This window comes from Nocardia sp. NRRL WC-3656 (assembly GCF_000720265.1).
Taxonomy (GTDB): domain Bacteria; phylum Actinomycetota; class Actinomycetes; order Mycobacteriales; family Mycobacteriaceae; genus Nocardia; species Nocardia nova.
Map to the genome: position 1 here is coordinate 77,934 of NZ_JOJF01000013.1, position 25,179 is coordinate 103,112.

29 protein-coding genes and 1 pseudogene are annotated in these 25,179 nt (G+C 67.8%); 14 read left to right on the top strand and 16 right to left on the bottom strand.

Features of this window, described 5'->3' with window-relative positions; genetic code table 11:
- Positions 1–81: 81 nt before the first annotated feature.
- A complete protein-coding gene (locus IG65_RS0118690; protein ID WP_030516219.1) occupies positions 82–1,242 on the top strand; it encodes a helix-turn-helix domain-containing protein in 1,161 nt (386 codons plus the stop codon).
- A gap of 82 nt (positions 1,243–1,324) precedes the next feature.
- Here the strand turns inward: IG65_RS0118690 and IG65_RS0118695 are convergent, their stop codons facing one another.
- From IG65_RS0118695 to IG65_RS0118710, 4 genes are all read right to left on the bottom strand, one after another.
- Positions 1,325–1,756: a nuclear transport factor 2 family protein gene (locus tag IG65_RS0118695; protein WP_030516220.1), complete on the bottom strand. Its 432-nt coding sequence runs from the start codon at positions 1,754–1,756 to the stop codon at positions 1,325–1,327.
- Positions 1,757–1,821: 65 nt separating this feature from the next.
- Positions 1,822–2,049, bottom strand: coding sequence for a deoxyribodipyrimidine photolyase (locus IG65_RS0118700; RefSeq protein WP_227463165.1), 228 nt, complete (start codon positions 2,047–2,049; stop codon positions 1,822–1,824).
- A gap of 112 nt (positions 2,050–2,161) precedes the next feature.
- Positions 2,162–3,139: a zinc-binding dehydrogenase gene (locus tag IG65_RS0118705; protein ID WP_036525078.1), complete on the bottom strand. Its 978-nt coding sequence runs from the start codon at positions 3,137–3,139 to the stop codon at positions 2,162–2,164.
- Positions 3,140–3,178: 39 nt separating this feature from the next.
- Positions 3,179–4,057: a helix-turn-helix transcriptional regulator gene (locus IG65_RS0118710; RefSeq protein ID WP_231509283.1), complete on the bottom strand. Its 879-nt coding sequence runs from the start codon at positions 4,055–4,057 to the stop codon at positions 3,179–3,181.
- Between the two features lie 25 nt (positions 4,058–4,082).
- On the opposite strand from IG65_RS0118710, the pseudogene IG65_RS0118715 reads away from it, so the two are divergent.
- From IG65_RS0118715 to IG65_RS0118730, 4 genes and pseudogenes are all read left to right on the top strand, one after another.
- A pseudogene (locus tag IG65_RS0118715) lies at positions 4,083–4,394 on the top strand (UTRA domain-containing protein); the annotation flags it as partial.
- A gap of 11 nt (positions 4,395–4,405) precedes the next feature.
- The gene (locus tag IG65_RS0118720) at positions 4,406–5,239 is read left to right on the top strand and encodes a 2OG-Fe(II) oxygenase (RefSeq protein WP_197039869.1); all 834 of its coding nucleotides are present in this window, start codon (positions 4,406–4,408) and stop codon (positions 5,237–5,239) included.
- A gap of 123 nt (positions 5,240–5,362) precedes the next feature.
- The gene (locus tag IG65_RS0118725; protein WP_030516226.1) at positions 5,363–6,046 is read left to right on the top strand and encodes a 1-acyl-sn-glycerol-3-phosphate acyltransferase; all 684 of its coding nucleotides are present in this window, start codon (positions 5,363–5,365) and stop codon (positions 6,044–6,046) included.
- Between the two features lie 85 nt (positions 6,047–6,131).
- Positions 6,132–6,779, top strand: coding sequence for a hypothetical protein (locus IG65_RS0118730; RefSeq protein WP_030516227.1), 648 nt, complete (start codon positions 6,132–6,134; stop codon positions 6,777–6,779).
- Between the two features lie 14 nt (positions 6,780–6,793).
- On the opposite strand, the gene IG65_RS0118735 is transcribed toward IG65_RS0118730, so the two are convergent.
- A complete protein-coding gene (locus IG65_RS0118735) occupies positions 6,794–7,690 on the bottom strand; it encodes a LysR family transcriptional regulator (RefSeq protein ID WP_030516228.1) in 897 nt (298 codons plus the stop codon).
- Between the two features lie 71 nt (positions 7,691–7,761).
- Here IG65_RS0118735 and dapA point away from each other — a divergent pair, with 71 nt between their 5' ends.
- Positions 7,762–8,640, top strand: coding sequence for a 4-hydroxy-tetrahydrodipicolinate synthase (dapA, locus tag IG65_RS0118740; protein WP_030516229.1), 879 nt, complete (start codon positions 7,762–7,764; stop codon positions 8,638–8,640).
- Positions 8,641–8,681: 41 nt separating this feature from the next.
- Here dapA and IG65_RS0118745 read toward each other — a convergent pair whose 3' ends face one another.
- Positions 8,682–8,885 (bottom strand): hypothetical protein, encoded by a 204-nt coding sequence (locus IG65_RS0118745; protein ID WP_030516230.1) that lies wholly within the window; start codon positions 8,883–8,885, stop codon positions 8,682–8,684.
- Positions 8,886–8,967: 82 nt separating this feature from the next.
- A complete protein-coding gene (locus tag IG65_RS0118750; RefSeq protein ID WP_051025198.1) occupies positions 8,968–9,201 on the bottom strand; it encodes a BldC family transcriptional regulator in 234 nt (77 codons plus the stop codon).
- Positions 9,202–9,423: 222 nt separating this feature from the next.
- Here IG65_RS0118750 and IG65_RS0118755 point away from each other — a divergent pair, with 222 nt between their 5' ends.
- From IG65_RS0118755 to IG65_RS0118775, 5 genes are all read left to right on the top strand, one after another.
- Positions 9,424–9,762: a DUF4229 domain-containing protein gene (locus IG65_RS0118755; RefSeq protein ID WP_030516232.1), complete on the top strand. Its 339-nt coding sequence runs from the start codon at positions 9,424–9,426 to the stop codon at positions 9,760–9,762.
- Positions 9,763–9,920: 158 nt separating this feature from the next.
- A complete protein-coding gene (locus IG65_RS0118760) occupies positions 9,921–11,006 on the top strand; it encodes a PLP-dependent cysteine synthase family protein (protein ID WP_030516233.1) in 1,086 nt (361 codons plus the stop codon).
- Positions 11,007–11,101: 95 nt separating this feature from the next.
- Positions 11,102–11,323, top strand: coding sequence for a helix-turn-helix domain-containing protein (locus IG65_RS0118765; protein WP_030516234.1), 222 nt, complete (start codon positions 11,102–11,104; stop codon positions 11,321–11,323).
- The gene (locus IG65_RS0118770; protein WP_030516235.1) at positions 11,323–11,913 is read left to right on the top strand and encodes a Clp protease N-terminal domain-containing protein; all 591 of its coding nucleotides are present in this window, start codon (positions 11,323–11,325) and stop codon (positions 11,911–11,913) included. Before IG65_RS0118765 ends, IG65_RS0118770 begins: the two co-directional genes overlap by 1 nt.
- 85 nt (positions 11,914–11,998) lie before the next feature.
- The gene (locus tag IG65_RS0118775; RefSeq protein WP_030516236.1) at positions 11,999–12,388 is read left to right on the top strand and encodes a phage holin family protein; all 390 of its coding nucleotides are present in this window, start codon (positions 11,999–12,001) and stop codon (positions 12,386–12,388) included.
- A 20-nt stretch (positions 12,389–12,408) separates the two neighbouring features.
- Here IG65_RS0118775 and IG65_RS0118780 read toward each other — a convergent pair whose 3' ends face one another.
- A complete protein-coding gene (locus tag IG65_RS0118780) occupies positions 12,409–13,278 on the bottom strand; it encodes a 1,4-dihydroxy-2-naphthoate polyprenyltransferase (protein WP_030516237.1) in 870 nt (289 codons plus the stop codon).
- A gap of 313 nt (positions 13,279–13,591) precedes the next feature.
- Here IG65_RS0118780 and IG65_RS0118785 point away from each other — a divergent pair, with 313 nt between their 5' ends.
- Positions 13,592–16,942, top strand: a complete 3,351-nt coding sequence (locus IG65_RS0118785; protein ID WP_231509284.1) for a BTAD domain-containing putative transcriptional regulator — start codon at positions 13,592–13,594, stop codon at positions 16,940–16,942.
- A 101-nt stretch (positions 16,943–17,043) separates the two neighbouring features.
- Here IG65_RS0118785 and IG65_RS0118790 read toward each other — a convergent pair whose 3' ends face one another.
- From IG65_RS0118790 to IG65_RS0118825, 8 genes are all read right to left on the bottom strand, one after another.
- Positions 17,044–17,883: an ABC transporter permease gene (locus IG65_RS0118790; protein ID WP_030516239.1), complete on the bottom strand. Its 840-nt coding sequence runs from the start codon at positions 17,881–17,883 to the stop codon at positions 17,044–17,046.
- Positions 17,884–17,926: 43 nt separating this feature from the next.
- Positions 17,927–18,943, bottom strand: a complete 1,017-nt coding sequence (locus tag IG65_RS0118795) for a daunorubicin resistance protein DrrA family ABC transporter ATP-binding protein (RefSeq protein WP_030516240.1) — start codon at positions 18,941–18,943, stop codon at positions 17,927–17,929.
- A gap of 173 nt (positions 18,944–19,116) precedes the next feature.
- Positions 19,117–20,250: an o-succinylbenzoate--CoA ligase gene (gene menE, locus IG65_RS0118800; protein ID WP_030516241.1), complete on the bottom strand. Its 1,134-nt coding sequence runs from the start codon at positions 20,248–20,250 to the stop codon at positions 19,117–19,119.
- A gap of 103 nt (positions 20,251–20,353) precedes the next feature.
- Positions 20,354–20,704, bottom strand: a complete 351-nt coding sequence (locus tag IG65_RS0118805) for a DUF3349 domain-containing protein (protein WP_081879581.1) — start codon at positions 20,702–20,704, stop codon at positions 20,354–20,356.
- Positions 20,705–20,744: 40 nt separating this feature from the next.
- Positions 20,745–21,023: a hypothetical protein gene (locus tag IG65_RS0118810; RefSeq protein WP_030516243.1), complete on the bottom strand. Its 279-nt coding sequence runs from the start codon at positions 21,021–21,023 to the stop codon at positions 20,745–20,747.
- Positions 21,023–22,333, bottom strand: coding sequence for an inorganic phosphate transporter (locus tag IG65_RS0118815; protein ID WP_051756444.1), 1,311 nt, complete (start codon positions 22,331–22,333; stop codon positions 21,023–21,025). The genes IG65_RS0118810 and IG65_RS0118815 overlap by 1 nt, the downstream gene beginning before the upstream one ends.
- 81 nt (positions 22,334–22,414) lie before the next feature.
- Positions 22,415–22,810: a VOC family protein gene (locus IG65_RS0118820; RefSeq protein ID WP_030516245.1), complete on the bottom strand. Its 396-nt coding sequence runs from the start codon at positions 22,808–22,810 to the stop codon at positions 22,415–22,417.
- A 111-nt stretch (positions 22,811–22,921) separates the two neighbouring features.
- The gene (locus IG65_RS0118825) at positions 22,922–23,815 is read right to left on the bottom strand and encodes a 1,4-dihydroxy-2-naphthoyl-CoA synthase (RefSeq protein WP_030516246.1); all 894 of its coding nucleotides are present in this window, start codon (positions 23,813–23,815) and stop codon (positions 22,922–22,924) included.
- 151 nt (positions 23,816–23,966) lie between these two features.
- Between IG65_RS0118825 and IG65_RS0118830 the strand changes: the two genes are divergently transcribed.
- On the top strand, positions 23,967–24,623 hold the full coding sequence (locus IG65_RS0118830) for a PaaI family thioesterase (protein ID WP_030516247.1): 657 nt from the start codon (positions 23,967–23,969) through the stop codon (positions 24,621–24,623).
- Positions 24,624–24,710: 87 nt separating this feature from the next.
- Positions 24,711–25,157 carry a hypothetical protein gene (locus tag IG65_RS0118835; RefSeq protein ID WP_030516248.1) on the top strand — a complete coding sequence of 149 codons (447 nt, stop codon included), beginning with the start codon at positions 24,711–24,713 and terminating at the stop codon, positions 25,155–25,157.
- Positions 25,158–25,179: the final 22 nt, after the last annotated feature.

Consider the following 25,179-nt stretch of genomic DNA (forward strand, 5'->3'; position numbering starts at 1 on the left):
CAGATTCGGCGCAGGTAGGAGCCCCGAGGACCAGTGAAGGGACAGGGGGACAGGGCGGCGGTATCGATCTACTCTCGGAGCATGGGCGAACACGTGGGGCGGCGGATCGCATCCGAGCGCAAGATTGCCGGTTTGGGGCAGCGCCAGTTGGCGGCGCGCGCGAACTACTCGCTGTCGATGGTGAAGGCGGTCGAGCAGGGGCGGGAGGTCGCGTCGCCCGGGTTCATATCGGCCGTCGCTCGGGCGTTGCACATTACGCCCGAACAGCTCACCGGAGCGCCGTACGACGACGGAAAGCCGTTGTCGGACGCGGTGAACGGGCTATCGGTATTGCTCACCGAGGGGCGCTACGCGCGAGCGGCGGAGCCGGGCTCGCTGGTCCAACTGGAATCGGAACTGGCTGCGGCGCAACGGCTCTACCGGAGCGATCGAACCCGTCAAACGATCGAGGTACTGCCGGACCTGATTCGCCGTCTGCACGGCGCGGTGCGAGATCTGAACGGCGATGAGCGAGCGCGGGCATACACGCTGCTGACCGCGGCCTACGTCCTGGCGGAATGGTCGGTTCGCCGCACCGGGCATATGATGCTCGCCCTTCCGGCATTGGATCTCGCGGATACCTATGCTCCGCTGGCCGACGACTCGAACTACGCGGCGTTCTCGGTACTGGCCCGCGCACGCGCGCTCATGCACTACGGCGAGTCGGAAGTCGCTGCGCGGCTGGTCGATTCGGCGCTGGACGCCGCTGACGATTCTCATGCCGGGATGGTGCTGGCCGGCTACTCACATCTCGCCGGCGCGATCAACGAGGCGCGCTCCTTGAATTACGCCCGGGCGCTGGACCATATCGGTGCCGCACGAGAACTGGCCGCTCACACCGGCGAGACCGACCTGTACATGACCGCGTTCGGTCCGCTGAACGTAGACATACATGCTCACGCAGTAGAGCTCGAAGCGGGCGATCCGAACAGGGCGGCGATCGACGGCGCGCAACTAGCCGCGCCGACGGGTGCGCCGCCTACCCGCCTCGGCCATCACTGGCAGGACAACGCGCGGGCGTGGTTGATGTCCGGTAAGCCGGATCGAGCGCTGGCGGCGCTCAACAAAGCCCGCGCCGCGGCGCCGCAGCAGACGCGACTGCATCCTTCGGTGCGCGAAACCGTGTACGGCATCGCTGCCGCGCAGCGTCGTCAGTCCGAGGGGTTGCTGGGATTCGCGGCGTGGATCGGCGCTGGTCTCTAGCAAGAAATCCGGGGCCGAACTTTTGGATTTACGGAAAACTCAAAAAATCGGCGAGGTTTGCACGAAAAGTTCAGGGGTTCCGTCACTCCGGATCGAACGCCCGGGCGACGGCAAGGCTGTCCTCGTAGACGTGGTGACGGGTGATCAGGCCGTTCTCGACCGTCAGGTGAAGGGCGAACCGTGCTCGGTAGGGGCGACGGGTCGCGCGCGCGGTCTGGCGAATTTCGCCCAGTACCACCGCATCCGCGCCGTCGACGAGAATTCCTTCGACCACCGTATCGACCTCTTCGGGAATATGGTGCTCGGCGATTACGCGGAAATGCGCGGCCGCGTCGGCGCGGGTGGAGCGGTGTGTGATCCACGGGGTGGCGACGCGGCCGTGCTCGTCTTCCGGCCAGTTCAGTTTCCAGTCGCTCGTCGGGGCGTACAACGCGGCGATGTTCTCCGGATCGCCGGCGGCCATGCGGGCCAGCAGATCTTCGACGACGGTGCGGGTGAGCGCGGCATCATTCACCGTTCCGACTCTGCCCGTGCGGGCGATTGGAGTCCATTACCTCCGACGTCATGCGAATCGAACGGTCAGGATTTCTTGCTGGGAATGACGACGACCACGATGAGGGTCAGGATGCTGAAGAACAGACCCAGTAGCCCCCACCCGAATGGGTTGCGGCCCTTGGCTGCGGCGATGGCGGCGCAGATGAACGCGGCGATGATGCTGCCGATGGCGACGAAGATTCCTTTGACACCGCGCAGGATGAATCCGGCCGCTTCCGGATCGGTGTGAGCGGCAGCCAGCAACAAGTTCATGATCACTCCTTCTGTGCCGCGAGCGTCCGGGCCGAATGGATTCCGGTGTGCGGCTTCTCAGCAGTACCCGGGCGCCGAGACCGCAAACGGGAGCTCCTCCCGGCCGCGGCCGTCATCCCTTCGCCGTCGCCAACACCAACTTGCCTGTGCTCGTTCCTGATTCGAGGCGACGGTGGGCCTCGACAACCTGGTCGAACCGCAGGGACTCGACCTGGACGCGAAGTGCGCCACGAGCGGCTGCTTCGACTGCCCGCCGCAGGGCGGCGCCCGCTTCGGCGGGGTAGGCGGCGGCGAAGGCGGCGAGATTGAATCCGGAGGCCGTCTTGTTGGTGAACCACAGCTCGTTCGCCGAAACTCCGACGTCCTCGGCGCCGGACGCGTTGCCCATCACGATCATTCGGCCCAGCGGACGAAGCCGGTCCAGGCTCGCGCGGCGGGCCGGGCCGCCGACCATATCGACCACGATGTCGAATTCCCCCGCACTGGAGATGTTCTCGCGAAGGATCACCTCGTCGTAGCCGAAAGACCTGGCTACCTCGATCTTCTCGGCGCTGCCGACGGTGCCGACCACCCGGCCCGCGCCGAGCAACCGCGCGGCCTGGCCGAGTTGGCTGCCGACGCCGCCCGCTGCCGCGTGCACCAGCACACTCTCGCCGGGTTCGATGCGCGCCACGCGGTCGAGGACGAGAAAGGCGGTGGTGCTGTTGGACGGCAGCGCCGCCGCGAGGTCCAGGCTCAGGTCGAGGCCGTCCAGCGGTGCGACCAAGGCCGCGGAGGTGACGACGATCTCGGCGTAACCGCCACTGTCGACGATGGTCAGCGCCGCGACCGGCCGGCCGACGGTCAGGTCCGTCACATCCGGGCCGACCGCGCGGATCCGGCCCGAAACCTCGATACCCGGCACGAACGGCAACGGCACACCGACGACGCCCTGCCGATACAGCACCTCGGCGAAGTTGGCTCCCGCATAGGCGACGTCGATGGAAACCTGGCCGGGACCGGGTTCCGGGATGTCGACGGTGGCCGGCCGCAGCACCTCCGCGGGACCGAATTCGGGGATGGTGATCGCCTGCATCTGTGTAGTGCTCATGACAACGATCCTCGGCGCGCGGAAGTCGAGGAGGCAGTGTCAGCTCATCCTGGGTGTGGCACCACCAGGCTGCAACAGCCGTTCCAGGCGTTCGGCGGTGTCGGTGCCGGGGCGCGGGTTGTGCAGGATCAGGTGGTGGCCGGGGTGGTCGGGTACCGGGAACAGCGTGGCGTCGAAGATCAGCAAGCCCACGTCGGGATGTTCGACGGCCTTCACCGCGACGCTGTGTTCGGCGGCGTCGTGGCGCGCCCACAGTTCGGCGAACTCCGGGCTGACCTGGGCGAGATCGTTTGCGATACGGTCGAATTCGGGATCGTCGGGATAGCGGGCGGAGTCGGCGCGGAAGCCGGCCGCCACACCCGGCGCATTCTCCGACCACTGCTGATGCAGGACGCGGTAGCGGGCATTGGTGAAGTAGGACACCAGGCAGTTGTGATCGGTGTCGCCGTAACCGAATACGCGGCGCGCGGCATCGTTGACGGCGGTGAAATTCCAGTGCCGGTCCCTGATGTATCCCGGGCGCGGAGCCCATGCGTCGAGCAGGGCCTGCATCTGCGGAGACGCCGGAACCGACGGCGCGGCCTCGCGCTGCGGCGGATTGAGACCGGAGAGGCGATACAGATGTGCACGCTCGGCCTCGTCGAGCAGCAGCGCGCGGGCCACCGCGTCGAGCACCTCACCCGAGACCTTGATATCGCGCCCCTGTTCGAGCCACGTGTACCAGGACACGCCGACCCCGGCCAGCACAGCGACCTCTTCGCGCCGCAACCCGGGAGTGCGCCGCCGCCCGGCCTCCGGCAGGCCCACCTCGGCGGGCGTGAGCCGTTCCCGGCGGCTGCGCAGATAGTCGCGCAACTCCGCCCGCCGCCGATCTCCCGCACTCGTGCCGCGCGGATCATCGTTCGCGCTGATACTCACCCGTTCACGATAGAGACGGGCGGCGGTGCCCGCCGAGTTCGCCCCCGCACCCGATCAGCTCGAACTGCACGGATTCTATGAATGCCTGCGGGCCAAGGGAATTTACATCGCCCAGGCGCAGCGGCGGATCGGTGCGCGCAGCGCCACCCGGGCCGAGGCGCAACTGCTGGACGAGCGCACGAACGCGCCGTTGCTCACCATGCGGCGGGTCGCCTTCGATGATTCCGGGCGTCCGATCGAAATGGGCAGGCATGTGTATCGGGCCTCGCGGCATTTCTTCGATACCACTGTGAAATTCCCAGCAGTGGAAGGTCGGCCTGATGGTGTCAGTGCATAAACTCTGTAAATGTGACGGTAGCAATGGATGCTTCGTGGCGGAATTGGCTTCAGGGAAATCTCGCACGGGGTTGTTCTGTCGAATCGGTAGTCGAATCGATGGTCAGGGGTGGATTCGACAAGGATGTGGCCTCGGCGGCGGTGCGTGCCGTGCTGGCGGGAGAGGCCCCAGGCTCTTCGTCCTACGAGTACGACACGTGTCCCGTTTCGCCGGATCCAATTGTTCACGCGCACGACCGCGAGATCTACTCCTTATTGCGGGTGGAGCGGCCGCAGCTGATTCTGTTCGGCAATGTGCTCTCCGCCGACGAATGCGATCAGGTGATCGAGCTGTCCCAAGGCAAATTGCAACGGTCCACGATCGTCGACCCCGAAACCGGGCATACGGAGACGATTCAGAATCGCTCCAGCGAAGGCACATATTTCACGTTGTCCGAGAACCCATTGATCGACCGACTCGATCGGCGAATCTCCGCCCTGATGAACTGGCCATTGGAAAACGGCGAGGGACTGCAAATTCTGCGGTACGGGGTCGGGGGCGAGTACCGTCCCCATTTTGACTACTTTCCACCGGACCAACCGGGGCACGCCGCTCATCTCGTTCGCGGCGGACAGCGCACGGCAACACTCCTGGTATATCTCAACGACGTCGAACGCGGCGGGGAAACTGTCTTTCCCGAGGCAGACATTTCGATTTCCCCACGCAAAGGCAATGCCGTTTATTTCCGATACTTCAATAACATCGGACAGCTCGACCCGGTCACAAAGCACGCCGGAGCGCCGGTCCTCGCCGGCGAAAAATGGATCATGACCAAGTGGATGCGCCGCTACCCCTATTCTGGTTGAGATGCGGATTGATCGCGCACACGCCACCGGTAGCCGGTCCCCGCCGGCGCACGACAGCGGGGCCCGAACATGTCGGTGTCGCGTGGGAGAATCGACTCCGTTCGTTGGAATCGGGGGGTGGAAATGAACGAGCAATCCGGGCGTCGGCGCGAGCAATCCGGGCGTCGGCCCAAGGGGCTGGGGAAGCGGGCATGGCTCACCACGCAGTTCGTGCGGCGAATTCTGCGCACGCTGGCGTGGTCGAATGTCGTGCGCGTCACCGTGACGGGGCGAGAGCTGGTGCCGAAGTCGGGGCCGGTGATCGTGGCGAGCAATCACATCTCGATGCTGGACGCGGTATTCCTGTGGGGAGCGTTGCGGCGCAGGGCAATTGCCATCGCGATGGCCGAGCTGTGGTCGTGGCCGGTGGTCGGGTGGCTGGTGCGGCGCCTGGGGCATATTCCGGTGGTGCGGCGCGACAGTGTGTCCGGGCAGTCGGCGATGGCGCAGGCGGAACAGATTCTGCGGCACGGCGGCGTGCTGATCATCTATCCCGAAGGGCGACTGGTCGCACCGGGCGAGAGTGAACCGTACAAACCGGGAGTGGCGAAACTGGCGCTGGCGACCGGAGTTCCGATCGTCCCGGTGGGCACCACGGGGACCGACCGCGTGCTGCCGATGCGCCGCACCCGCGGCGCCGGCCCCGCGTTCGACCGCCGCCAGCGTGTGCGTATCCACTTCGGCACGCCCATCGATCCCGCGGAATTCGACGATCCGGAGAAATTACTCGATCACCTGCGCCGGCGCATCGAGGACCTGCGGGAATGAGCTCGGCGGCAGGCAGTGCCGACGGCCCGGCGGTGTCCTCCCGTAGGGTCGGGCATGTGCGCACTCCGGAAGGAAACGAGCTCCGATGACCGCGGAACTCGTCTGGTACGCCGCTTACGGATCCAATTTGTTCGAGAAGCGGTTCACCTACTACCGGGCGGGCGGCAACCCGCCGGGCACCCCGCGTCTCTACGGGGGTTTCCGGGATCCCACGCCGCCCGCGCGGAACCGGCCGTTGTCACTGCCCGGATGCGTCTATTTCGCCGGGCAGAGCCCGGTGTGGAGCGGTGGCGTCGCGTTCTACGCCCACCGTCCGCCTTCGGACTGGCCGGTCGGCGCGGCCGCGCGTGGCTACCTGTTGACCGTCGGCCAGTTCAGCGATCTGATGGCCCAGGAGATGCACCGCCAGCCCGGGGACGGCCCCGACTTCGATCCGTCCGAGGTGGTTCGCCAGGGCTACGTCCAACTCGGGGACGGACGCTACGAAACCCTGTGGCACGTCGACGACGTGGACGGCATTCCGGTCCTGACCTTCACCTCCCCGGGCAGCCCGCTGACCAGAGACCTGACCAAACCGTCCGCACGCTACCTCGGCATGCTGGCCGGCGGTCTCGGTGAATCCCACGGCTGGCCGCCGGACCGTATCCTGCGCTATCTGTCCGAACTTCCGGGCGTGCGGGATTTCTGGGAGCCGGAAGAACTCCGCGGTGTGGTGGACGGCCGGAGCCTCTGACGTGGCGGCCGGCTTCAGGTGAGATCTTCCACCGGGGGGATCGTTCCGGTGGTGGCGTGCAGCGCGGTGCGGGCGGCGGAGATCGTGGGATGGGTGCGGGTGCCGGCGCGGTAGGCGATCCGGGTGCGGCGGCGAATGGGGAGCGGGGTCAATTCGAGCGGGGTGGTGTCGGTTTCGGGATGGACGGGAATCGCGAGCTGAGGGATGAACGCGACACCCTGCCCGGCGGCGACCAGGGCGAGGACGGTGCCGAAATCGTCGGAGCGGTGGCGAATATGAGGAACGAAACCCGCTGCCTCGCAAGCTCTTACGGTCATGGTGTGGCAGAGGGTGCCGGGTGTTCCGGAGATCCATGCCGCATCGCGGTAGGCGGACAGCGGCTGGGTGGTGCGGGCGGCCAGATAGACCGGTTCCTCCAGGAACGGTTCGGTGTCCAGGCCGGCTTCCGCTTCGGCGGGCACGTAGTCGTATTCCTGGATGAGCGCGATATCCAGGGTGCCGGCACGCAGTGCCGCGGGCACGGCTGCCGGATCGAGTTCCGTCACATGCAGTTCCAAGCGCGGATGAGCCCGGCTGAGCGAGACCAGCGCATGTGGCAGGATCCGCTGCACGGCGGTGGGGAAGGCGCCGATGTGCAAAGCGCCGGTGAGCTCGGCGGTAGCCAGTTCGGCCTCCGCCTCTTCGAGGATCGCGAGGACCGCTTCGGTGTGTTCCACGAGGCGGCACGCCGCCGCGGTCAGGGTGACGCGGCGACCGCTGCGTTCCAGTAGCGTGACTCCTGCCTCGCGTTCCAGCGCGGTGAGCTGCTGGGATACCGCCGACGGGGTGTAGGACATGGCCTCGGCGACCGCAGCAATCGTCCGGCGATGGGCCAATTCCCGCAGTAGCCGTAGGCGGCGAACATCGAGCATAAGTTCAGCTTAAGCTCGAAAGAAGATTTGTGAACTGGACCTGAATCAACGCCTCGACGAGGGTAGGTGGCATGACGTTCAGCGGTCTCTTCGTTCCACTCGTCACGCCGTTCACGGCGGACGGCGAGCTGGCCTGCGACGCACTGGCCCGGCTCGCGCACGAGGTCCTCGATGCGGGCGCCTCCGGCCTCGTCGCCCTGGGTACCACCGGTGAGCCGGCCACCCTGACGGCGGAGGAGAAGGCCCGGGTCGTCGACATCTGCGCCCAGGTCTGCGCCGAGCGTGACGTGCCGCTGATCGTGGGGACCGGCTCGAATTCGACCGCCGATTCCGAGCACGCATTGGCCGCGCTGGATGAGCGCGTCTCGGCGGCGCTGACGGTGGTGCCGTACTACACGAAACCCTCGCAGCGCGGCGTGGTGGAACACTTCCGGCGGCTCGCGCAGCGAAGCCCGGTGCCGCTGCTGATCTACAACGTTCCGCATCGCACGGGCCGGCCGCTCGATACGGAGATCTTGACGGAACTGGCCGAACTGCCGAATGTCGCGGGCTTCAAACACGCCGTCGGCGTCGTCGACGAGACCACAGTCGCGTGGCTGGCTGCGGTCGGCGACCGGACGACGGTGTTGTGCGGCGATGACCTGTACGCGGCGCCGTTGCTGGCGATGGGCGCCCAGGGGGCAATTCTGACCTGCTCGAATGTGGCGCCCGCGGCCTATGCGGAGTTGATCGCGGCCTGGCGGGACGGACGGATCGAGGCGGCGCGCAAAATCGGCAACCGGTTGGTCGAGCTGGCGCGGGCACTGTTCGCCGAGGCCAATCCGACCGTGGTGAAAGGCGTGCTCGCGGCGCAGGGCCGGATACCGAGCGCGCACGTGCGCCTGCCACTACTGCCCGCGTGCGCCGATTCGGTCTCGGCGGCGCTGGCCGCAGCCGGCCCCATCGGCTGAGCGCGCCTCAGGGCCCATCACCCGAGGTGACGATATGCGCGTCAGTGATCCGAGCCGGAATCGCCGTCGCGACGTTGGCGGGAGATCCGCCACAGGAATTCGGGATCGTCATCGGGACCCACGACTCGACGTCTCTTCTCGGGTCCTCGTCCGATGCCGATCCGGGGCGCATGCTCCGGTCCGAACGCTTTCCAGCACAGCACCGCGACAGCCACGACCGCGATGAGTGCCAACAGGTACGCCACGTCGCTCACCTCCTGACATCGAGGGTAATCCCGTGCGCGTACCTGTCGCACTGTGACCGCCGGAATGGGCGGTCCTGTCGGCTCAGGGGCGGGTTGCCTCGGTGGTCAGCGACTTCAGCAGCTGCATTACTTCGGACTCACGGAAACGGCGATGTCCGCCCGGGGTGCGCAGCGAACCCAGCCGCCCGGCGTGTGCCCATCGAGTGACCGTTTTCGGATCGACGTGGAACAGCGCCGCCACCTGGCCCGGGGTCAGGAGGGCCTCCTGGCCGTTGACGGAACCCAACGTGCGGCTCGCCGCGGTGATCGCAGTCATTCGCAAACCTTTCCGTAATCGACAGATCCCTCATCAGATAGCGACATCGTTGCACCCGGACCCCCAGGTGTTCGAACGATCTAACGTTGGTAAAGGGGAAGTAATAGACAAAACGGATATACGTACGGCTGGGTTCGTTGCCTCGGCGAATATCCGGCGATCGAATTCGGTGGTACCCGGGCAGGTCGGAACGGGTGTGGCGGCGTCGCCTACCCTGGTCGTGTGAGTGAAGCATCCCGATCCGACGACGCCGCGAGCGATCGGGCCCCGGCCTCGGCGGGTCGGCGGCTCGCGCGCAATCTGGCGCTGTACACCCTGGCCCGGCTGGCTCTCGTCGCCGTGATCGCCGCCATCATCCTGGTGGTGGCGCACGTGGTGAACGTCGACATCCCGCTGATCGTCGCGCTGCTGTTCGCGTTGGTCGTGGCGATGCCGCTGTCGCTGGTGCTGTTCAAGCGGCTGCGGGCGCGCGTGAACGAGGACATCGCGGCGGTCGACGAGAAGCGCCGCAACGACAAAGCGAACCTGCGAGCTCGCCTGCGCGGCGAGGAGGCGCAGTGAGCGACAATCGCGTAGCGGCTCGCTGCGCCGACCGGGTGCGGGTGTCCCGCATGGCACAGGAGGCGCAGTGAGCGACAATCGCGTAGCGGCTCGCTGCGCCGACCGGGTGCGGGTGTCCCGCATGGCACGGGAGGCGCAGTGAGCGAGCGGGTACTGCGGTGAAGTACTGCGATCGCAGTACTTCGCGGGAGTGGGTCGACAATGCGGTGCGGCTGATCGAGGCCGATGCGCAGCGCAGCGCCGACACCCATCTGCTGCGGTATCCGCTGCCGCCCGAGTGGAGTGTGCGGCTGTATCTCAAGGACGAGTCCACACATCCGACCGGCAGCTTGAAACATCGGCTGGCGCGTTCGCTGTTTCTCTACGCGATCTGCAACGGCTGGGTGCGCGAGGGGACGACCATCGTCGAGGCGTCCTCGGGATCGACGGCGATCAGCGAGGCCTATTTCGCGAAACTGCTCGGCCTGGACTTCGTGTCGGTGGTGCCGACGAAGACCTCGCCGGAGAAGATCGCCCTGATCGAGGCGCAGGGCGGCCGATGCCATTTCGTCGACTGCGCGCCCGATATCTATGCCGAGGCCGTGCGCCTGGCCGCCGAGTCCGACGGCCATTACATGGACCAGTTCACCTATGCCGAACGGGCCACCGACTGGCGCGGTAACAACAACATCGCCGAATCCATCTATCAGCAAATGATTTTGGAGACCCACCCGGTGCCGGACTGGGTGGTGGTCGGTGCGGGTACCGGCGGTACCAGTGCGACCATCGGCCGGTATATCCGCTACCGCCGCCACGCCACCCGGCTGGCCGTGGTCGATCCGGAGAATTCGGCGTTCTACGGCGGATACGAGGTCGCCGACTCGGGATATCAGACCGGTATGCCGTCGCGGATCGAGGGAATCGGCCGCCCGCGGGTGGAACCTTCGTTCATCGGCGATGTGGTCGACCGGATGATCGAGGTACCCGACGCCGCCTCGATCGCCGCCTGCCGCCACGCCAGTGACGTGCTCGGCAGGCGGGTGGGCGGGTCCACCGGAACCAATCTGTGGGGTGCGTTCGCCCTCGTCGCCGAGATGATCGCCGCCGGCCGCGAGGGCAGCGTGGTGACGCTGCTGTGCGACGGCGGAGATCGTTATGCCGGAACGTATTTCAACGACGAGTGGGTCGCGGGGCAGGGGCTGGACCTCACCGATTCGCACGCGATTCTCGACGAATTCACCGCCACGGGTATCTGGACCGCCTGAGCCGCGGAATCGCTTCCTCACCGTTCGCCGCGGGTGAACATGCCTGATGTCAATTTTGATTGACGCGCCCGCGATGTCAACGTAAATTGACGTACATGAGTGAAGCGACAACGCTGGCGGCCGCCGCGGGCAGTCCCGACCCCCAGGTCGGGCTGCGGGCGGTGCTCGCGCTGCGGCGATTGCTCGAGCGGCTCGAGGCGATCCAGGTGGCCAATGCCCGTAAGCAGGGCTGGTCCTGGCAAGCCATCGCCGAGGCGCTCGAGGTCAGTCGGCAGGCGGTCCATCAGAAGTACAACCGGAAAGGCGGAATCCGCTGATGTTCGAGAGATTTGCCAAGACGGCGCGCTCCGCCGTCGTGGACGCGCAGGAGGAAGCGCGTGAATTGCGTTCGCCCAGTATCGATGTCGAACATCTGCTGCTGGGGCTCGCGACCTGCGCCGACGACCAGCTGCGACAAGTGCTGGAGGACAACGGCATCACCGCCGAAGCGATTCGGCGCGCGCTGCCGAGCCGGGTGCGGACGGAGGAACCGCTGGGTGAGGAGGACGCGGCCGCGCTGAAGTCGATCGGCATCGATCTGGACGCGGTGCGAGACAGTGTGCAGGCCACCTTCGGCGAGGGCGCCTTCGACGAGGCCGTGCCGGTTCCGGACAAGGGCCGCGGGCGTTTCCGGTTCGGCGGCGGAATGAGCTTCGGTCACATCCCTTTCACCCGCGAGGCCAAGAAGACGCTGGAATTGTCACTGCGCGAGGCGATCTCCCGCGGTGACGATCGCATCGAGGCGGGGCACGTACTGCTCGGCATCCTGCGCGCGCCCAACCCGGCCACGCGAGAACTGCTGGGCGGGAACGAAGGGATGGAACGCGTGCGCGGCGCGGTCCAGGAGATGCTCGACCGCGCGGCGTGAGGGGCGAGCGCACCCGTCGTCAGGGGCGGGGAGGGGTCGCAGCGCGTGACCGGTAACCCGCCCCGTCCGCCGTTAGCATTGCGGCATGGCACTTCTGCTCCGTTTGGCGATCAACGCCCTCGCGATCTGGCTCGCGGCGGCCTGGGTCGGCGGTATCGAATTGAAGGATCCGCCCGATGCGGGCACCGGCGGCAAGATTCTCGTCGTGGTCTGCGTCGCGATCGTCTTCGGACTGGTCAATGCGCTGATCAAGCCGATCGTGAAATTGCTGTCGCTACCGCTGGTGATCGTCACGCTCGGGCTGTTCCTGCTGGTGATCAACGCCCTCATGCTGTGGCTGACCGCCAAGATCACCGAAACAACCGATTACGGGCTGAGGGTCGACGGCTTCTGGGCGGCGGTCTTCGGTGCCGTCATCGTGACCCTCGTCAACTGGGTGCTCGGCGTCTTGGTTCCCGAGGGCGGCCGGGACTGACGCTGCGGTGCGGCCGTTCGTCAGCCGAGGCCGAGCGCCAGTGCGGTGAGCAGGGACCAGCCCAGCATCGCCAAACCGGTATCGCGCAGTGAGGGGATCAATCCCGGTCCCTGCTGCCCACCGCGCACCGGGGCGTTGGATCGGACGGCGAGCGGTATCGCCAGCAGGCCCACCAGGGCCCACGGGGTGCGCAGCACCAGCAGCAGCGAGGCCACGAACGGCACCACCATCAGCACCAGATGCAGTGTGCGGGTGCGGGTGTCGCCCAGTTTGACGGCGAGGGTGGTCTTGCCGGTCACCGAATCGGTGGGGATGTCGCGCAGGTTGTTGGTGACCAGCACCGCGCTGGAGAACGCGCCGACCGCGATCGCGCCGACCAGTCCGGCCCAGTCGAGCCGTTCGGCCTGGACGAATTCGGTGCCCAGCACCGCGACCAAGCCGAAGAAGACGAAGACGGCGATCTCACCGAAACCGCTGTAGCCGTAGGGTTTACTGCCGCCGGTGTAGAACCAGGCGCCGGCCAGACAGGCCGCGCCGATCAGCAGCAGCCACCACGCGGTGGTGATCACCAGGATCAACCCGAAGATCGCGCCCACGCTCAGGCAGGCGATCGCCGCGCCGCGCACCGCGGCCGGACTCGCCAGACCGGAACCGACCAGTCGCAGCGGGCCCACGCGCTCGTCGTCGGTGCCGCGAATGCCGTCGGAATAGTCGTTGGCGTAGTTGACGCCGATGATCAGAGCCAGCGAAACCAGCAGGCTCAACAGGGCCTTCCACCACACCGCGGCGTCCAGCGACGCGGCCGCGCCGGTGCCGACGAGGACCGGGGCGATCGCATTGGGCAGCGTCCGCGGGCGGGCGCCTTCGAGCCATTGTGCTGCACTAGCCATATCCGGCAGCCTAATGGTGGTAGCCCGGAGGCGGCGGCGCAGTGTCAGCGCAGCATCACTGCCGGACCCTGTCGATAACATTATTGCGATATATCGGAGTAAACTGCACGACGTAACGCGGCCCGGGGAGCGGTCGGCCCCGGCGCAGCGCCCGATATTCATTCGACCGGTCACATACGATTGCGACGGCATGTTTCCTGATCACAGCGGCTCCGGGTCGACATCGCGCTCCGCCCGTCCGGATGCCGGGACGACGCACACCCGACCGGACAGCAGCGGCCGGGACGAAAGGCTGCCCGAGCCGGGCGTTCGCGTGGCGCTTCTGGGGGAGGTCGCGCTGCGCCGTGACACGGATCTCGTCGCGGTGCCCGGCGCCCGGGCGCGATTGCTGATCGCCGCACTGGCGGTGCATCCCGGCCGCAGCCGCAGCGCCCAGGCGCTGATCGACGACGTCTGGGGCGAGCAGCCGCCGCGCGCACCGATGAACGCCCTGCATACGCAGGTATCGAGATTGCGATCCGTCTTGCCGGAGGGGGCACTGGAAATCGGCCCGGCGGGGTATCGGCTGCTGCTGGCCGAGGAGCAGGTCGACCTGAGCCTGGCCCGCGGCCTGGAACGGGAGGCGCAGCTGCGGTTCGAGCGCGGCGATACCGCCGGATGCCTCGGCCTGGTGCAGCGGGCACGCGCGCTGTGGCGGGGCGAACCCGGCGCTGATCTGCCGCCCGGTCCCGTCGCCGACGAGCTGCACGAATTCGCGGCCGCGCGCTGGTCGGCGCTGGACACCGTGGAACTGGCGGCACGGGAGGCCGCCGGCGATCTCGGCGGTGCGTTGCGGGTGGCGCGGCGGGCGGCCGCGGCCGAACCGCTCGACGAGCCCGCGCATGCCACCCTGATGCGCTTGCTGGCCGGCGACGGACGCGCGAACGAGGCCTTGGAGGTCTTCGCCGGACTGCGGACGCGACTGGGTGAGGAATTGGGTGCGGACCCCGGTCCGGCGCTCGTGGCGTTGAACACCGCGATTCTGCGCGGCGACCATACGGCGGTGCAGCCGCAATCGGGGCAGGCCACCTCCGCGACACAGCGGGTGTCCACCGCCCAGCACGCGCTGTCACCGGAACCGTACGGGCTTCCGGAAACCGCTGCCGCGCCTCCGAATACGGCGCTCGGCTTGCGCGCGGCCCCCAATCCGCTGCTCGGCCGCGACGGCGATCTGGTGGCACTGGAGAAGCTCGCCCAGGAGTTCCGGGTGACCACCGTGCTCGGTCCGGGCGGCACCGGCAAGACTCGCGTCGCCAACGAGCTGGGCACGCGGATCGCGGGCAAGCAGGCGGTGGCGCTGGTCGAATTGGCCTCGCTGCGTGCCGCTTCCGACGGCGACCCCGGTGAGCGCCGCGCCGCGACGTGCGCGGAGATCGAAGCGGCCATCGGGGCGGTCCTCGGTGTCAACGAATACTCCCGCGAAGCGAATGTGTTGCGCCGCAACCAGACCATCGACGGCCGGCGCCGGTTGCGGGAGGCGCTGTCGCTGCGTCCCGTCCTGTTGATCCTGGACAACTGTGAACATCTCATCGACGCGGCCGCCGAGGTGGTCGCCGACCTGGTCGGCAGTTGTGAACATCTGACGGTGGTGACCACCAGCCGGGCGCCGCTGGCGATCACCGCCGAGACGGTATATCCGTTGCCGCCCTTGGCGATCGACGCGCAGGGCTCCCCGGCCACCGAGCTGTTCGTCAGCCGGGCCCGGGCGGTGCGACCCTCGGCGAGGCTGGATCCGGCGGTCGTCGCGCGCTTGTGCCGCACCCTGGACGGGCTGCCGCTGGCCATCGAACTGGCCGCGGCGCGGGTGCGGACCATGAGCGTGGAGGAGATCGAGAGCCGGCTCGAACACCGCTTCGCCCTACTGCGTTCCGGTGACCGCAGTTCACCCGAACGCCACCGCACCCTGCACGCGGTGATCGAGTGGAGCTGGAATCTGCTCGAGCCCGAACAGCGGCTGGCACTGCGGCGGCTGTGCCGCTTTCCCGCCGGATTCTCCTTGGAGGCAGCCGAATCCGTGGTCGCGGGCCCGGATTCGATCGACGCGGTGGCCGCTGTGGACGGGCTGGTGAGCCAGTCGCTACTCACCGTGCTGGCCGACGACGAGATGGTAGCCACTCGGTACCGCATGCTCGAGACGGTGCGGGAATTCGGTGAGGAACAGCTGCTCGCGACCGGCGAGGCCGATCTGGTGATGGATCGGATGTGCTGCTGGGCAAGGCAATTCGCGCACCACACGGCACTGAACTACGACGGGCCGGATCAGGTCCGCACGGTGCTGTCGCTGGCCGCCGAACTCGACAACCTGCTGGCGGTGCTGCGCCACGCCGTGGAAAACGCCGATTCCCGTACGGTGTTCTCGGTTTTCGCGCCCGTCGCCATGCTCTGGGTAATGCGTGGCGCGCATATGGAGCTGATGAGCTGGGCGCCCCGCATCGTGCCGGTGCCGCCGCCCGAGGGGCCGCGCACTCGGATCGAGGCCGATCTGGAATTGCAGAGTTACGTGTTCCTGGCGATGCATCTGGCCTTCGGCGAGCCCGGAGTGCGGCCCCTCGCGGTGATCCGCTCCCGGGCCCGCCGCGTGCTCGCCACCGCCGATCTCACGCCCGGCGTCCGGTATCTCGGTGACATGCTCTGCGCGCGAATCGATGTCGCCTACGGCGTGCGTTTGATGGCGGCGGGCACCCGCTCCGGCGACGACCTCGTCCGTGCGCTCGCCTTCCTGCTGCGCGCCAATATGCGCGAGAACGCCAGCTATACCGCCGGGTCGATCCGCGATGCGCGCCAGGCTCTCGCATTGCTCGAGGGACGCGATGTCTGGGGCACCGCGATGTGCTCCCAGCATCTCGGGCAGATGGCCTCGCAGGCGGCGCGGTACGAGGAGGCCGTGGCCTACTACCGTCGCGCGGTGGAGCTGATGCAGGAGTTGCGCTGCTTCGAGGAGAGCGTGGAACTGCGCAGCTTCCTCGCGGTCTCCATGGTCGGCGCCGGACAGCTGGCCGATGCGCGGCGGGAACTCGAACACGCGCTGGGCGTCATCGACGACGGCGTCGGATTGGACGAACCGGTGACGCAGCCGAACCACCGCAAGGGTGCGGTTGTCGCCGGGATGGCGGAACTCGAACTGGCGGAAGGTGATATCGAGCGCGGCCTGCGCACGTTCCGGCGCAGCCTGCAACTGTTCAACTGGCCGTATGCCGGGGCCGGTCCGGGGCCGGGGGACATCATCGTCGCCAGCGCCGTGCTCGACGCCCACATTCTCCACGACGCCGTGCACGAGGTGCCGGAGTTGCCCGGTCAGGTGGCCAGGGTGGCGCGGGAGCGGCTCACCCAGTTCATCGACCTTCCGCAGATCGGCGGCGCCGCCGGTGCGCTCGGTTCCTATCTGGTCCGGACCGGTACCGATCCGGAAACCGGCGCGACGCTGTTGGCGCTGGCGATGAAAGTTGTCGGCCGCCAGGACTATTCGTCGATGCGCTGGAATCGGCATCTGGATCTGGCGCGGGCCACCGTCGGTGCGGAGATGATCGATGCCGGACAGGATGCGGTCTCGAGTCTCAACCGCCGTTCGGCCGCACAGCGCATCCTCGCGATGCTGCCGGAACTGGAAACTCTGCTCGGCGCCTGAGGCGGCGGTCGCGCGATCTCCGCGGGAGGTGGCGACGGCTGCCCACAGCACTGTCCGCCGGTCACCTTCGCGACCGGCGGACAGTGTGGTGGTGGATTCGATCACGCCCGGCGCATGTAGGCCCGGATGGCCAGCGGGGCGAAGATCGCGATCACGACCGCCGAGCCGATCAGGCACCACGCCAGGTTGCTGCTGTAGACGTTGCCGTTCATCAGCTCGCGGCACGAATTCACCATGTAGTAAACGGGATTGGCCTTGTTGATGCCCTGCATCCAGCCGGGCATGGTGCTGACCAGAGCGAACGCTCCGGACATGAAGGTCAGCGGGAACATGATCATCATCGAGATGCCCTGGACCGAGGCGGCGCTCTTACCGGTGACACCGACCAGCGCCCAGATCCAGCTGACCGCGAACGAGCAGAACACCACGACCAGACCGGCGACGACCACGCCGACGACGCCACCCTCGGGCCGGTAGCCCAGGATCAGGCCGACCACGATGGTGAGGACGGTGGCGATGCCGTAGCGCACCATATCGGCGATCAGCGCGCCCGCCAGTGCCGAAACGCGGGCGATGGGAAGGGATTTGAAGCGGTCGAAGACGCCCTTGTCCATATCCTCACGCAGCTGGGTGCCGGTGACGACCGAGGTGAGTACGACCGTCTGGACCAGGATGCCCGGAATCAGCACCGGTAGGTAGGCCTGCACGCTGCCGCCGATGGCGCCGCCGAAGATGTAGGCGAACAGGGCGGTGAACAGGATCGGCTGCACGGTGACGTCGAACAGCTGTTCCGGATTGTGCTTGATCTTGAGGATGCCGCGATACGCCATGGTGAGCGAGTTCTCGACGGTCTGGCGCAGTGAAATGCGGTTGCTGGCAACGGGAATCGCGGCGCCCGCGGCGTGCCGGCCGGTTGCGGGGGCGGGAAGTGTGGTGGTCACGATATGTCCTTCGGGGGAGTCGGGAACGTGGCGGGGGCCGGTCTCATGCCGCGGTGCCCTCGGAATCGGTATCGGCGTCGTCGGATTCGGCGGCGTGGCCGGTGAGGGCGAAGAACACCTCGTCCAGGCTGGGCTTGCTGACGGTGATCTCGTCGACGCGGATATCGTTGTCGCGCAACCGGATCAACAGATCCGCGGTCACGCTCGGATCGCTGAGCGGGGCGGTGACGCGACCGGCCTCGGGCGAGATGCTCGCCTCGACGAGCTTGCCGTCGGCGCGGGAGAGGAATTCGCCGATCAAGGTGCGGGCCCGTTCGATGGCATCGCGGTCGGCCACGGTGATCTGCAGCGCGGACTGCCCGACCGAACCCTTGAGTTCGTCGGAGGTGCCATCGGCGATCACCCTGCCGTGGTCGATCACCGCGATGCGGTCGGCGAGCTGGTCGGCCTCGTCCAGATACTGCGTGGTGAGCAGCACTGTGGCGCCCTCGCGCACGAGCCGCCGGATGGTCTCCCACATCTGCGCGCGAGTGCGCGGATCCAGGCCGGTGGTCGGCTCGTCGAGGAACAGCAGCGGCGGCGTCGCGATCAGGCTGGCGGCCAGATCCAGGCGCCGGCGCATACCGCCGGAGAAGTTCTCCAAAGCCTTGGTCGCCGCCTCGGTGAGCCCGAATTCCTCGAGCAGTTCGGCGGCGCGGCGCTTGGCCTGCGACCGGCTCAGCCCGAGCAGCCGGGAGAAGATGATCAGGTTCTCGGTGGCGCTGAGCTTTTCGTCGACCGAGGCGTACTGGCCGGTGACACCGATCAGCGAGCGGACCGCGGTGGGTTCGGCCACGACGTCGTGGCCGAAGATCCGGGCCCGGCCGCCGTCGGGGCGCAGCAGGGTCGCGAGCATGCGGATGGTGGTGGTCTTGCCGGCCCCGTTCGGGCCGAGCACGCCGTAGACGGCGCCCTGCGGCACCGCCAGGCTCACGCCGTCGACGGCCCGCTGCTCCCCGAAGACCTTGACCAGCCCGTCCGCCTCGATGGCGAGTGCATCAGCAGGTGCGTAAGAAGTCATGCCACAACTGTGCGGGTGCCGACTTGCACCCGTCTTGCACCGCTGTTGCACGGTCGCGCAAGGGCGATCGCGGGCCGCTTGCGTATCGCACCGCCCACGCAAGTGGCGGCATCATCGCAGGTGGAAGCGTTGATCAGAGCTGCGGCGCGGTGATCGATGTCACCGCGGCACGGTCAGTGGGTCGCCTGCTCCAGCAGGTGCTCGCGCAGCTTCACGCGATTCGGTTTGCCGGGCCCGCGCATCGGGATCTCGTCGAGGATCGCCAGCTCCCGCGGGGCGGCGATCGGGTCGAGCTCAGCGACCACATGGGCGCGCAATTCGTCCAGCGTGGGGGTCGTGCCCGGATTGGGCACCACCGCCACCGCCACCCGCTGACCCAGCCGCGGATCGGGCAGACCCAGCACCACGACCTCGTTGATCGCCGGGTGGGTGGCGAGCACGGCCTCGACGACCTGCGGGATCACCAGCAGGCCACCGGTCATGATGGCCTCGTCCAGGCGCCCGGTGATGGTCAACACGCCGTTGTCGAAGGTGCCGGCGTCCTCGGTGCGGAACCAACCGGGTTCGGCGAACGCCGGGTGGTCGGGGATGCCGCGATAGCCCTTGGCCAGCATGGTCCCGCCGAGCAGTACCCGTCCGTCCTCGATGCGCACCTTCGCACCCGCCAGCGGCACGCCCTCGTAGACGCAGCCACCGCAGGTCTCGCTCATGCCGTAGGTGCGGACCACGTTGATGCCGGCCGCGCGGGCCCGGTCGAGTACCGGCTGCGGTGTCGCCGCGCCGCCGACCAGTACCGCGTCCAGCGCCGCGAGCGCCTGTGCGCCGACCGGATCGTCGAGTGCCTTGATGAGCTGGGTCGGCACCAGTGAGGTGTAGCGCCGGGGCGCGGTCATACCGGACACCGCTGTCGCCAGCCCCCCGGGCAGGAAACCACCCGAGACGTCCAGCACCACCGGTTCGGTGCCCGCCTGGATGCTGCGCAACAGCACCTGCACCCCGGCGATGTGATGGGTGGGCAGCGCCAGCAGCCACTGGCCCGGACCGCCGAGCCGCTCGTGGGTGGCATCGCCGCTGGCGCGCAGGGCGGCCGCGGTGAGCATCGCGCCCTTGGGGACGCCGGTGGTGCCGGAGGTGGTGACCACGAGGGCCACGTCGTCGTCGATTTCCTCACCCGGGCGCAGTGCGCTGGAGAGTCGATGGGATTCCCGGCGATCGCCGGTGGGGATCGGCAGCCACGCCGGACCGCTGCCCTCCAAGGCTTCCCGCAGATGCGGCAAGACGTCACCCACCGCGGCTCCGGTGGGCATGGGGAGGGTCCGCAGGGTGGTGCTCACGTTCGCGATCGTGTCATGTCGAGGTCGATGACCCGTGAACGGGTCCGCACTTCCTTCGCTGAATAAGGGGAGAAGGTCAGTCCGACGTCGGTGTCGCCAGCGGCCAACCACCCGCTGCCAGGTGCGATGCCACTCGAGCGATATCGTCCTCGCCCGGCAGCTCCTTGGCAACTCGGGCGATCGCCGCCTCGATCTCGTCCTGGGCGATCTCGTCGTCGCCGGCGCGTTCGCGCACCAGCTCCTCGACCACCAGATGCACCTCGTAGTCGGTGAGCCGGCGATGCAGGACGGCCAGCAGCGCGACATAGTCCGATTGGGGCACACCCTGCGGATATCCGGCGCGCAGCCAGCCCAGCACCTTCTGCAGAACCGACGGCGCGGCGTCGTTCGATTCGGGTTGCTGTGGCGATGCGGATTCGGTGGTCACGTATGTCCTTTCGACGATCGGGGCGGCGCCGCGCGGCAGCTCAGCCCTGACCGAACAGATGGATGCCGAGTCGGGCGGCCAGAAAACCTCTGGCAACGAACAACACTCCGGCGATGACGGTCAGCAATACCACCGCATAACACAACCCCGCGCAGGCCGCAGCCGCACGCCGGCGGGTGGAATCCGGTTGTGGCGCATCTCCCGCGATCGAATGCAGCCGCACCCCGAGCGCGAAGATCGCCGGCAATCCGGCCCCGAAGATCAAGGCGGCGGCGGTGACTCGCCACAGCTCGGTCAGATCGTCGATCAGGGTCTGCATCAGAAGTTCCTTGCGGCGCGATGGGCGGCGCGTGAGTCGCCGGAGGGGGAGGTCGTGTCACCGGAGTCGGCGGCGCCCGAATCGGCGGGCCCCGAATCGGCGGTACCCACGGTCTGCTCGGGGGCGGCGGACCGGGATTCGACGGCCGGTCCGGTGCCGTCGGCCCCCGGCAGGCTCGTCCACTGCTCGTTCACGTTCGCGGCGTGCACCGGGGTCCGGCGCGAGCGCAGGTAGATCAGGCCGGCCGTCGCGATCAGAAGGGCGAAGACGATCAGCACGCCGGGCAGTCCGCCGATCAGATGCGCCAGCGCCCAGCAGATCGCACCCGCCAGCCCGGCCAGCGGCAGGGTGAACACCCAGGCCACCACCATGCGCCCGAGCACCGACCAGCGCACCTCGGCGCCCGGACGGCCCATGCCGGTACCCAGGATGGCGCCCGTCACCGTCTGCGTGGTCGACAGCGGCAACCCGAAATGCGCCGAGGTGAGAATGATCGCGGCACTGGTGGATTCGGCCGCCAGGCCCTGCGGCGGGGTGATGTCGACCAGGCCCTTGCCGAGGGTTCGGATGATGCGCCAGCCGCCCAGCGAGGTGCCGGCGGCGATGGCCACCGCACACGCCACGATCACCCACAGCGGCAGCGGGTCGCTGGGTTGTGCGGACCCGTAGGCGATGAGCGCCAGGAAGATGATGCCCATGGTCTTCTGCGCGTCGTTGGTGCCGTGGGCCAGCGACACCAACGAGGCCGAGCCGATCTGGCCCCATCGGAAACTGCGGTTCACGATCCGCTGATCACTGCTGCGGGTGATCCGGTACACCAGCCAGGTGCCGATCGAGGCGACCAGTGCCGCGACCACGGGCGCCAGCACCGCGGGCACGATGATCTTGGTGAGCACGCCCTTCTGCCCGGCCGACCAGATCACCCCGCTCCAGCCGAGCGCGGCGACGGTGGCGCCGATCAAGCCGCCGAACAGGGCGTGTGAGGAGCTGGAGGGCAGGCCGAAGAGCCAGGTGAGCAGATTCCACAGGATCCCGCCGACGAGCCCGGCGAAGACGATGGCGAGCAGGTCCGCACCGCCCACCTCGTCCAGTCGCACGATGCCCTCGGCGACGGTGGCGGCCACCTCGACACTGAGGAAGGCACCGATCAGATTCAGCCCGCCGGACAGCAGTACCGCGGCGCGCGGGCGCAGGGCGCCGGTGGCGATCGAGGTCGCCATGGCGTTGGCGGTGTCGTGGAAGCCGTTGGTGAAGTCGAAAACGAGAGCCGTGACGACGACGATGAGCAGAACGAACAGTTCGGCGGTCACGCCTCCAGTGTGCGTTATCGATCCGTTAACGCGATGGCCAGGTTCCCGACATGTCCGACCCACCGGGATGGTAAGGCGGGGTCATTCCGGTGGCCTGCGGGTGTCGCGGCGCATCGGATGGTCGGCGGGCACCTCGACCAGAACGATCGGAACACCGTCCGGGTCGCGCAGCCACATCTCGGTCAGGCCCCAGGGTTCGCGCACCGGCGGCCGGTCGATGGGGATGCCGCGGGTCGCCAGTTCCGTGGCCGCGATGCTCGCGTCGCGCACCTGCAACCACACCGCGCCCGCGAAGCCGGCGGGGGCCGTCTCGTCGCGTCCGTGCGCGGCCACCTCGATCAGGGACTGCCCGGCGAAGAACACCGTGCCGCCCGGATACTCCCGCGCGATCGCCAATTCCAGCCCGTCTCGGTAGAACGCCAGCGTGCGTTCGTAATCGCTCGGCCGCAGGATGATTCGACTGCTGAGGATGTCCACGAATCGAGCCTAGAGGGACCGCCTCGGGCCGGGCGGCGGCTTCGCGAGGTCCGCCGCGATCCGGCCGGACTCCGTGACCGAATGACGGCCACGGAGTCGCTGGGAGGCTGCTCAGAAGTAGTACGGGTAGGGACTCCAGTCCGGCTCGCGCTTCTCCAGGAACGCGTCGCGGCCCTCGATCGCCTCGTCGGTCATGTAGGCCAGGCGCGTCGCCTCACCGGCGAACAGCTGCTGGCCCACCAGGCCGTCGTCGGTCAGGTTGAACGCGTATTTGAGCATGCGCTGCGCCTGCGGCGATTTCGCGAGGATGTCGGCGGTCCACTCCAGCGCCTCGTCCTCGAGCCGGTCGTGGTCGACGACCGCGTTCACCGCACCCATCTGATGCATCTGCTCGGCGGTGTAGGGGCGTCCCAGGAAGAAGATCTCCCGGGCGAATTTCTGCCCGACCATCTTCGCCAGGTAGGCACTGCCGTAGCCGCCGTCGAAGCTGCCCACATCGGCGTCGGTCTGCTTGAACCGGGCGTGCTCCCGGCTGGCCAGGGTCAGGTCGCAGACCACGTGCAGGCTGTGCCCGCCGCCGGCCGCCCAGCCGTTGACCAGCGCGATGACCACCTTCGGCATGAACCGGATCAGCCGCTGCACCTCGAGGATGTGCAGGCGTCCGGCGCGGGCCTTGTCGACGGTATCGGCGGTATCACCCTCGGCGTACTGGTATCCGCTGCGCCCGCGGATGCGCTGATCGCCGCCGGAGCAGAACGCCCATCCGCCGTCCTTGGGACTGGGCCCGTTCCCGGTGAGCAGGACCGCACCGACATCCGGCGTCGTCCGCGCGTGGTCGAGCGCGCGGTACAGCTCGTCGACGGTGTGCGGCCGGAAGGCATTGCGAACCTCCGGACGATCGAAGGCGACGCGCACGGTGCCCTGTTCGATGTGCCGGTGGTAGGTGATGTCGGTCAGGTCCTCGAAACCCGCGACGGGCTCCCAGAGTTTCGGATTGAACGTCACCCGAGCCATCATGCACCCCATCCGTCACCGGCTGTTCGCCCCCGCCGGGGCGGGCCGTCGGAAATGTGATGTTCGTCCGATTCGTCCTGTAACCGGAGAGCTACCGACGGGTTGGGTTGGACGGTGTAAGAACTGGCGTTACCGTGCAGGTATGAGTGAGCGCGCGGAACCGGCGATCGACACCAGTGCGGTCGATGCCGATCGGTACGAGAAGCACGGCGGATTTCCCAAGGTGGAGGAGGCCGAACTCGGCGCGAACTATGCGCCGTTCCTGGAGGCGATGCGCACCCTCCAGGACCTCACCGTCTCGGTCGACTGTCCCGACGAGGTATTCGGGCAGGCCCTCGCTCAGGCCAACGCGCTTGCCGAACTGCTCGAGCCCTATCGCGCACCGGAATTGCAGGGCCCGTCGGGACGCGTGCCGGCGCTGCCGGGGCGCGGCAGCCTCCTGCTGCCGCCGTGGGTGATGACCGAGGCCGGTCCCACCGGTGTCCGGATGCGCGGCGAATTCCGCCGATATCACCTCGGCGGCAACAACGCCGTGCACGGCGGCGTGCTGCCGCTGCTGTTCGACGATCTGTTCGGCTCGCTCGTGCACTATGCGGGCCGGCCGATCAGCCGCACCGCATTTCTGCACGTCAACTACCGCAAGGTGACCCCGTTGGAGACGCCGCTGACGGTCGAGGGGACCGTCGATCGGGTGGAGGGACGCAAGACTTTCGTCTCCGCGCGACTGCGCGACGAATCCGAAACGTTGCTCGCCGATTGTGAAGGGCTCATGGTGCAGTTGCTGCCCTGGCAGCCGTAGTCGGCGAGAGGACGGTGTGTCCGGTGCGTCCGATGCGTATAGTTACCCGCGCTCGCTCATCGAAAAACTATCCGGAGGAACCTGAAAGTGGTTGCAGCACTGTCTGAATCCCTGCTCGATGACGCCAAACGCCCGGCCTTCCTGGCCGACGCCCAGGAGGTTCTGGATGCGGAGGTGTCGGATAAGGGGGGTGCATCGGGCCTGGCCGTGAAGGGCGGCTACGCCGCGGTGAAGAAGGTCAGCCCGACCATCGTCTCGGACGCGCTGGAGTCGTTCGCACCCAAGTTCGTCGAGCGACTGGAACCGTACTGGGCTCAGTACCAGGCGGCGGGTAGCGGCTCGTTTGCCGATCTGCTGGTCGCCAACTCCGACGAGGTTGCCGAGTCGCTGCTCGCGGTGACCGACGCTCGTGCCGAGGCCTCGTCGCGTCCGGCGCTGAAGAAGGCGTACTCGTCGCTGCGTTCGTCGGCGAAAAAGCATGTGGTCGAGGCGCTCCCGCGCGTCGGCGACCTGGTCCAGCGGCACGCCGGCTGAGTTGCGGTTCTGCGACCTCGTC

Bases quoted from the DNA above. Each gene is read 5' to 3' on its own strand.
- IG65_RS0118690 (WP_030516219.1), top strand. From the start codon at position 82: ATGGGCGAACACGTGGGGCGGCGGATCGCATCCGAGCGCAAGATTGCC.
- IG65_RS0118700 (WP_227463165.1), bottom strand. From the start codon at position 2,049: ATGAACTTGTTGCTGGCTGCCGCTCACACCGATCCGGAAGCGGCCGGA.
- IG65_RS0118705 (WP_036525078.1), bottom strand. From the start codon at position 3,139: ATGAGCACTACACAGATGCAGGCGATCACCATCCCCGAATTCGGTCCC.
- IG65_RS0118725 (WP_030516226.1), top strand. From the start codon at position 5,363: ATGAACGAGCAATCCGGGCGTCGGCGCGAGCAATCCGGGCGTCGGCCC.
- IG65_RS0118730 (WP_030516227.1), top strand. From the start codon at position 6,132: ATGACCGCGGAACTCGTCTGGTACGCCGCTTACGGATCCAATTTGTTC.
- IG65_RS0118735 (WP_030516228.1), bottom strand. From the start codon at position 7,690: ATGCTCGATGTTCGCCGCCTACGGCTACTGCGGGAATTGGCCCATCGC.
- dapA (WP_030516229.1), top strand. From the start codon at position 7,762: ATGACGTTCAGCGGTCTCTTCGTTCCACTCGTCACGCCGTTCACGGCG.
- IG65_RS0118750 (WP_051025198.1), bottom strand. From the start codon at position 9,201: ATGACTGCGATCACCGCGGCGAGCCGCACGTTGGGTTCCGTCAACGGC.
- IG65_RS0118765 (WP_030516234.1), top strand. From the start codon at position 11,102: ATGAGTGAAGCGACAACGCTGGCGGCCGCCGCGGGCAGTCCCGACCCC.
- IG65_RS0118770 (WP_030516235.1), top strand. From the start codon at position 11,323: ATGTTCGAGAGATTTGCCAAGACGGCGCGCTCCGCCGTCGTGGACGCG.
- IG65_RS0118775 (WP_030516236.1), top strand. From the start codon at position 11,999: ATGGCACTTCTGCTCCGTTTGGCGATCAACGCCCTCGCGATCTGGCTC.
- IG65_RS0118780 (WP_030516237.1), bottom strand. From the start codon at position 13,278: ATGGCTAGTGCAGCACAATGGCTCGAAGGCGCCCGCCCGCGGACGCTG.
- IG65_RS0118795 (WP_030516240.1), bottom strand. From the start codon at position 18,943: ATGACTTCTTACGCACCTGCTGATGCACTCGCCATCGAGGCGGACGGG.
- menE (WP_030516241.1), bottom strand. From the start codon at position 20,250: ATGCCCACCGGAGCCGCGGTGGGTGACGTCTTGCCGCATCTGCGGGAA.
- IG65_RS0118810 (WP_030516243.1), bottom strand. From the start codon at position 21,023: ATGCAGACCCTGATCGACGATCTGACCGAGCTGTGGCGAGTCACCGCC.
- IG65_RS0118830 (WP_030516247.1), top strand. From the start codon at position 23,967: ATGAGTGAGCGCGCGGAACCGGCGATCGACACCAGTGCGGTCGATGCC.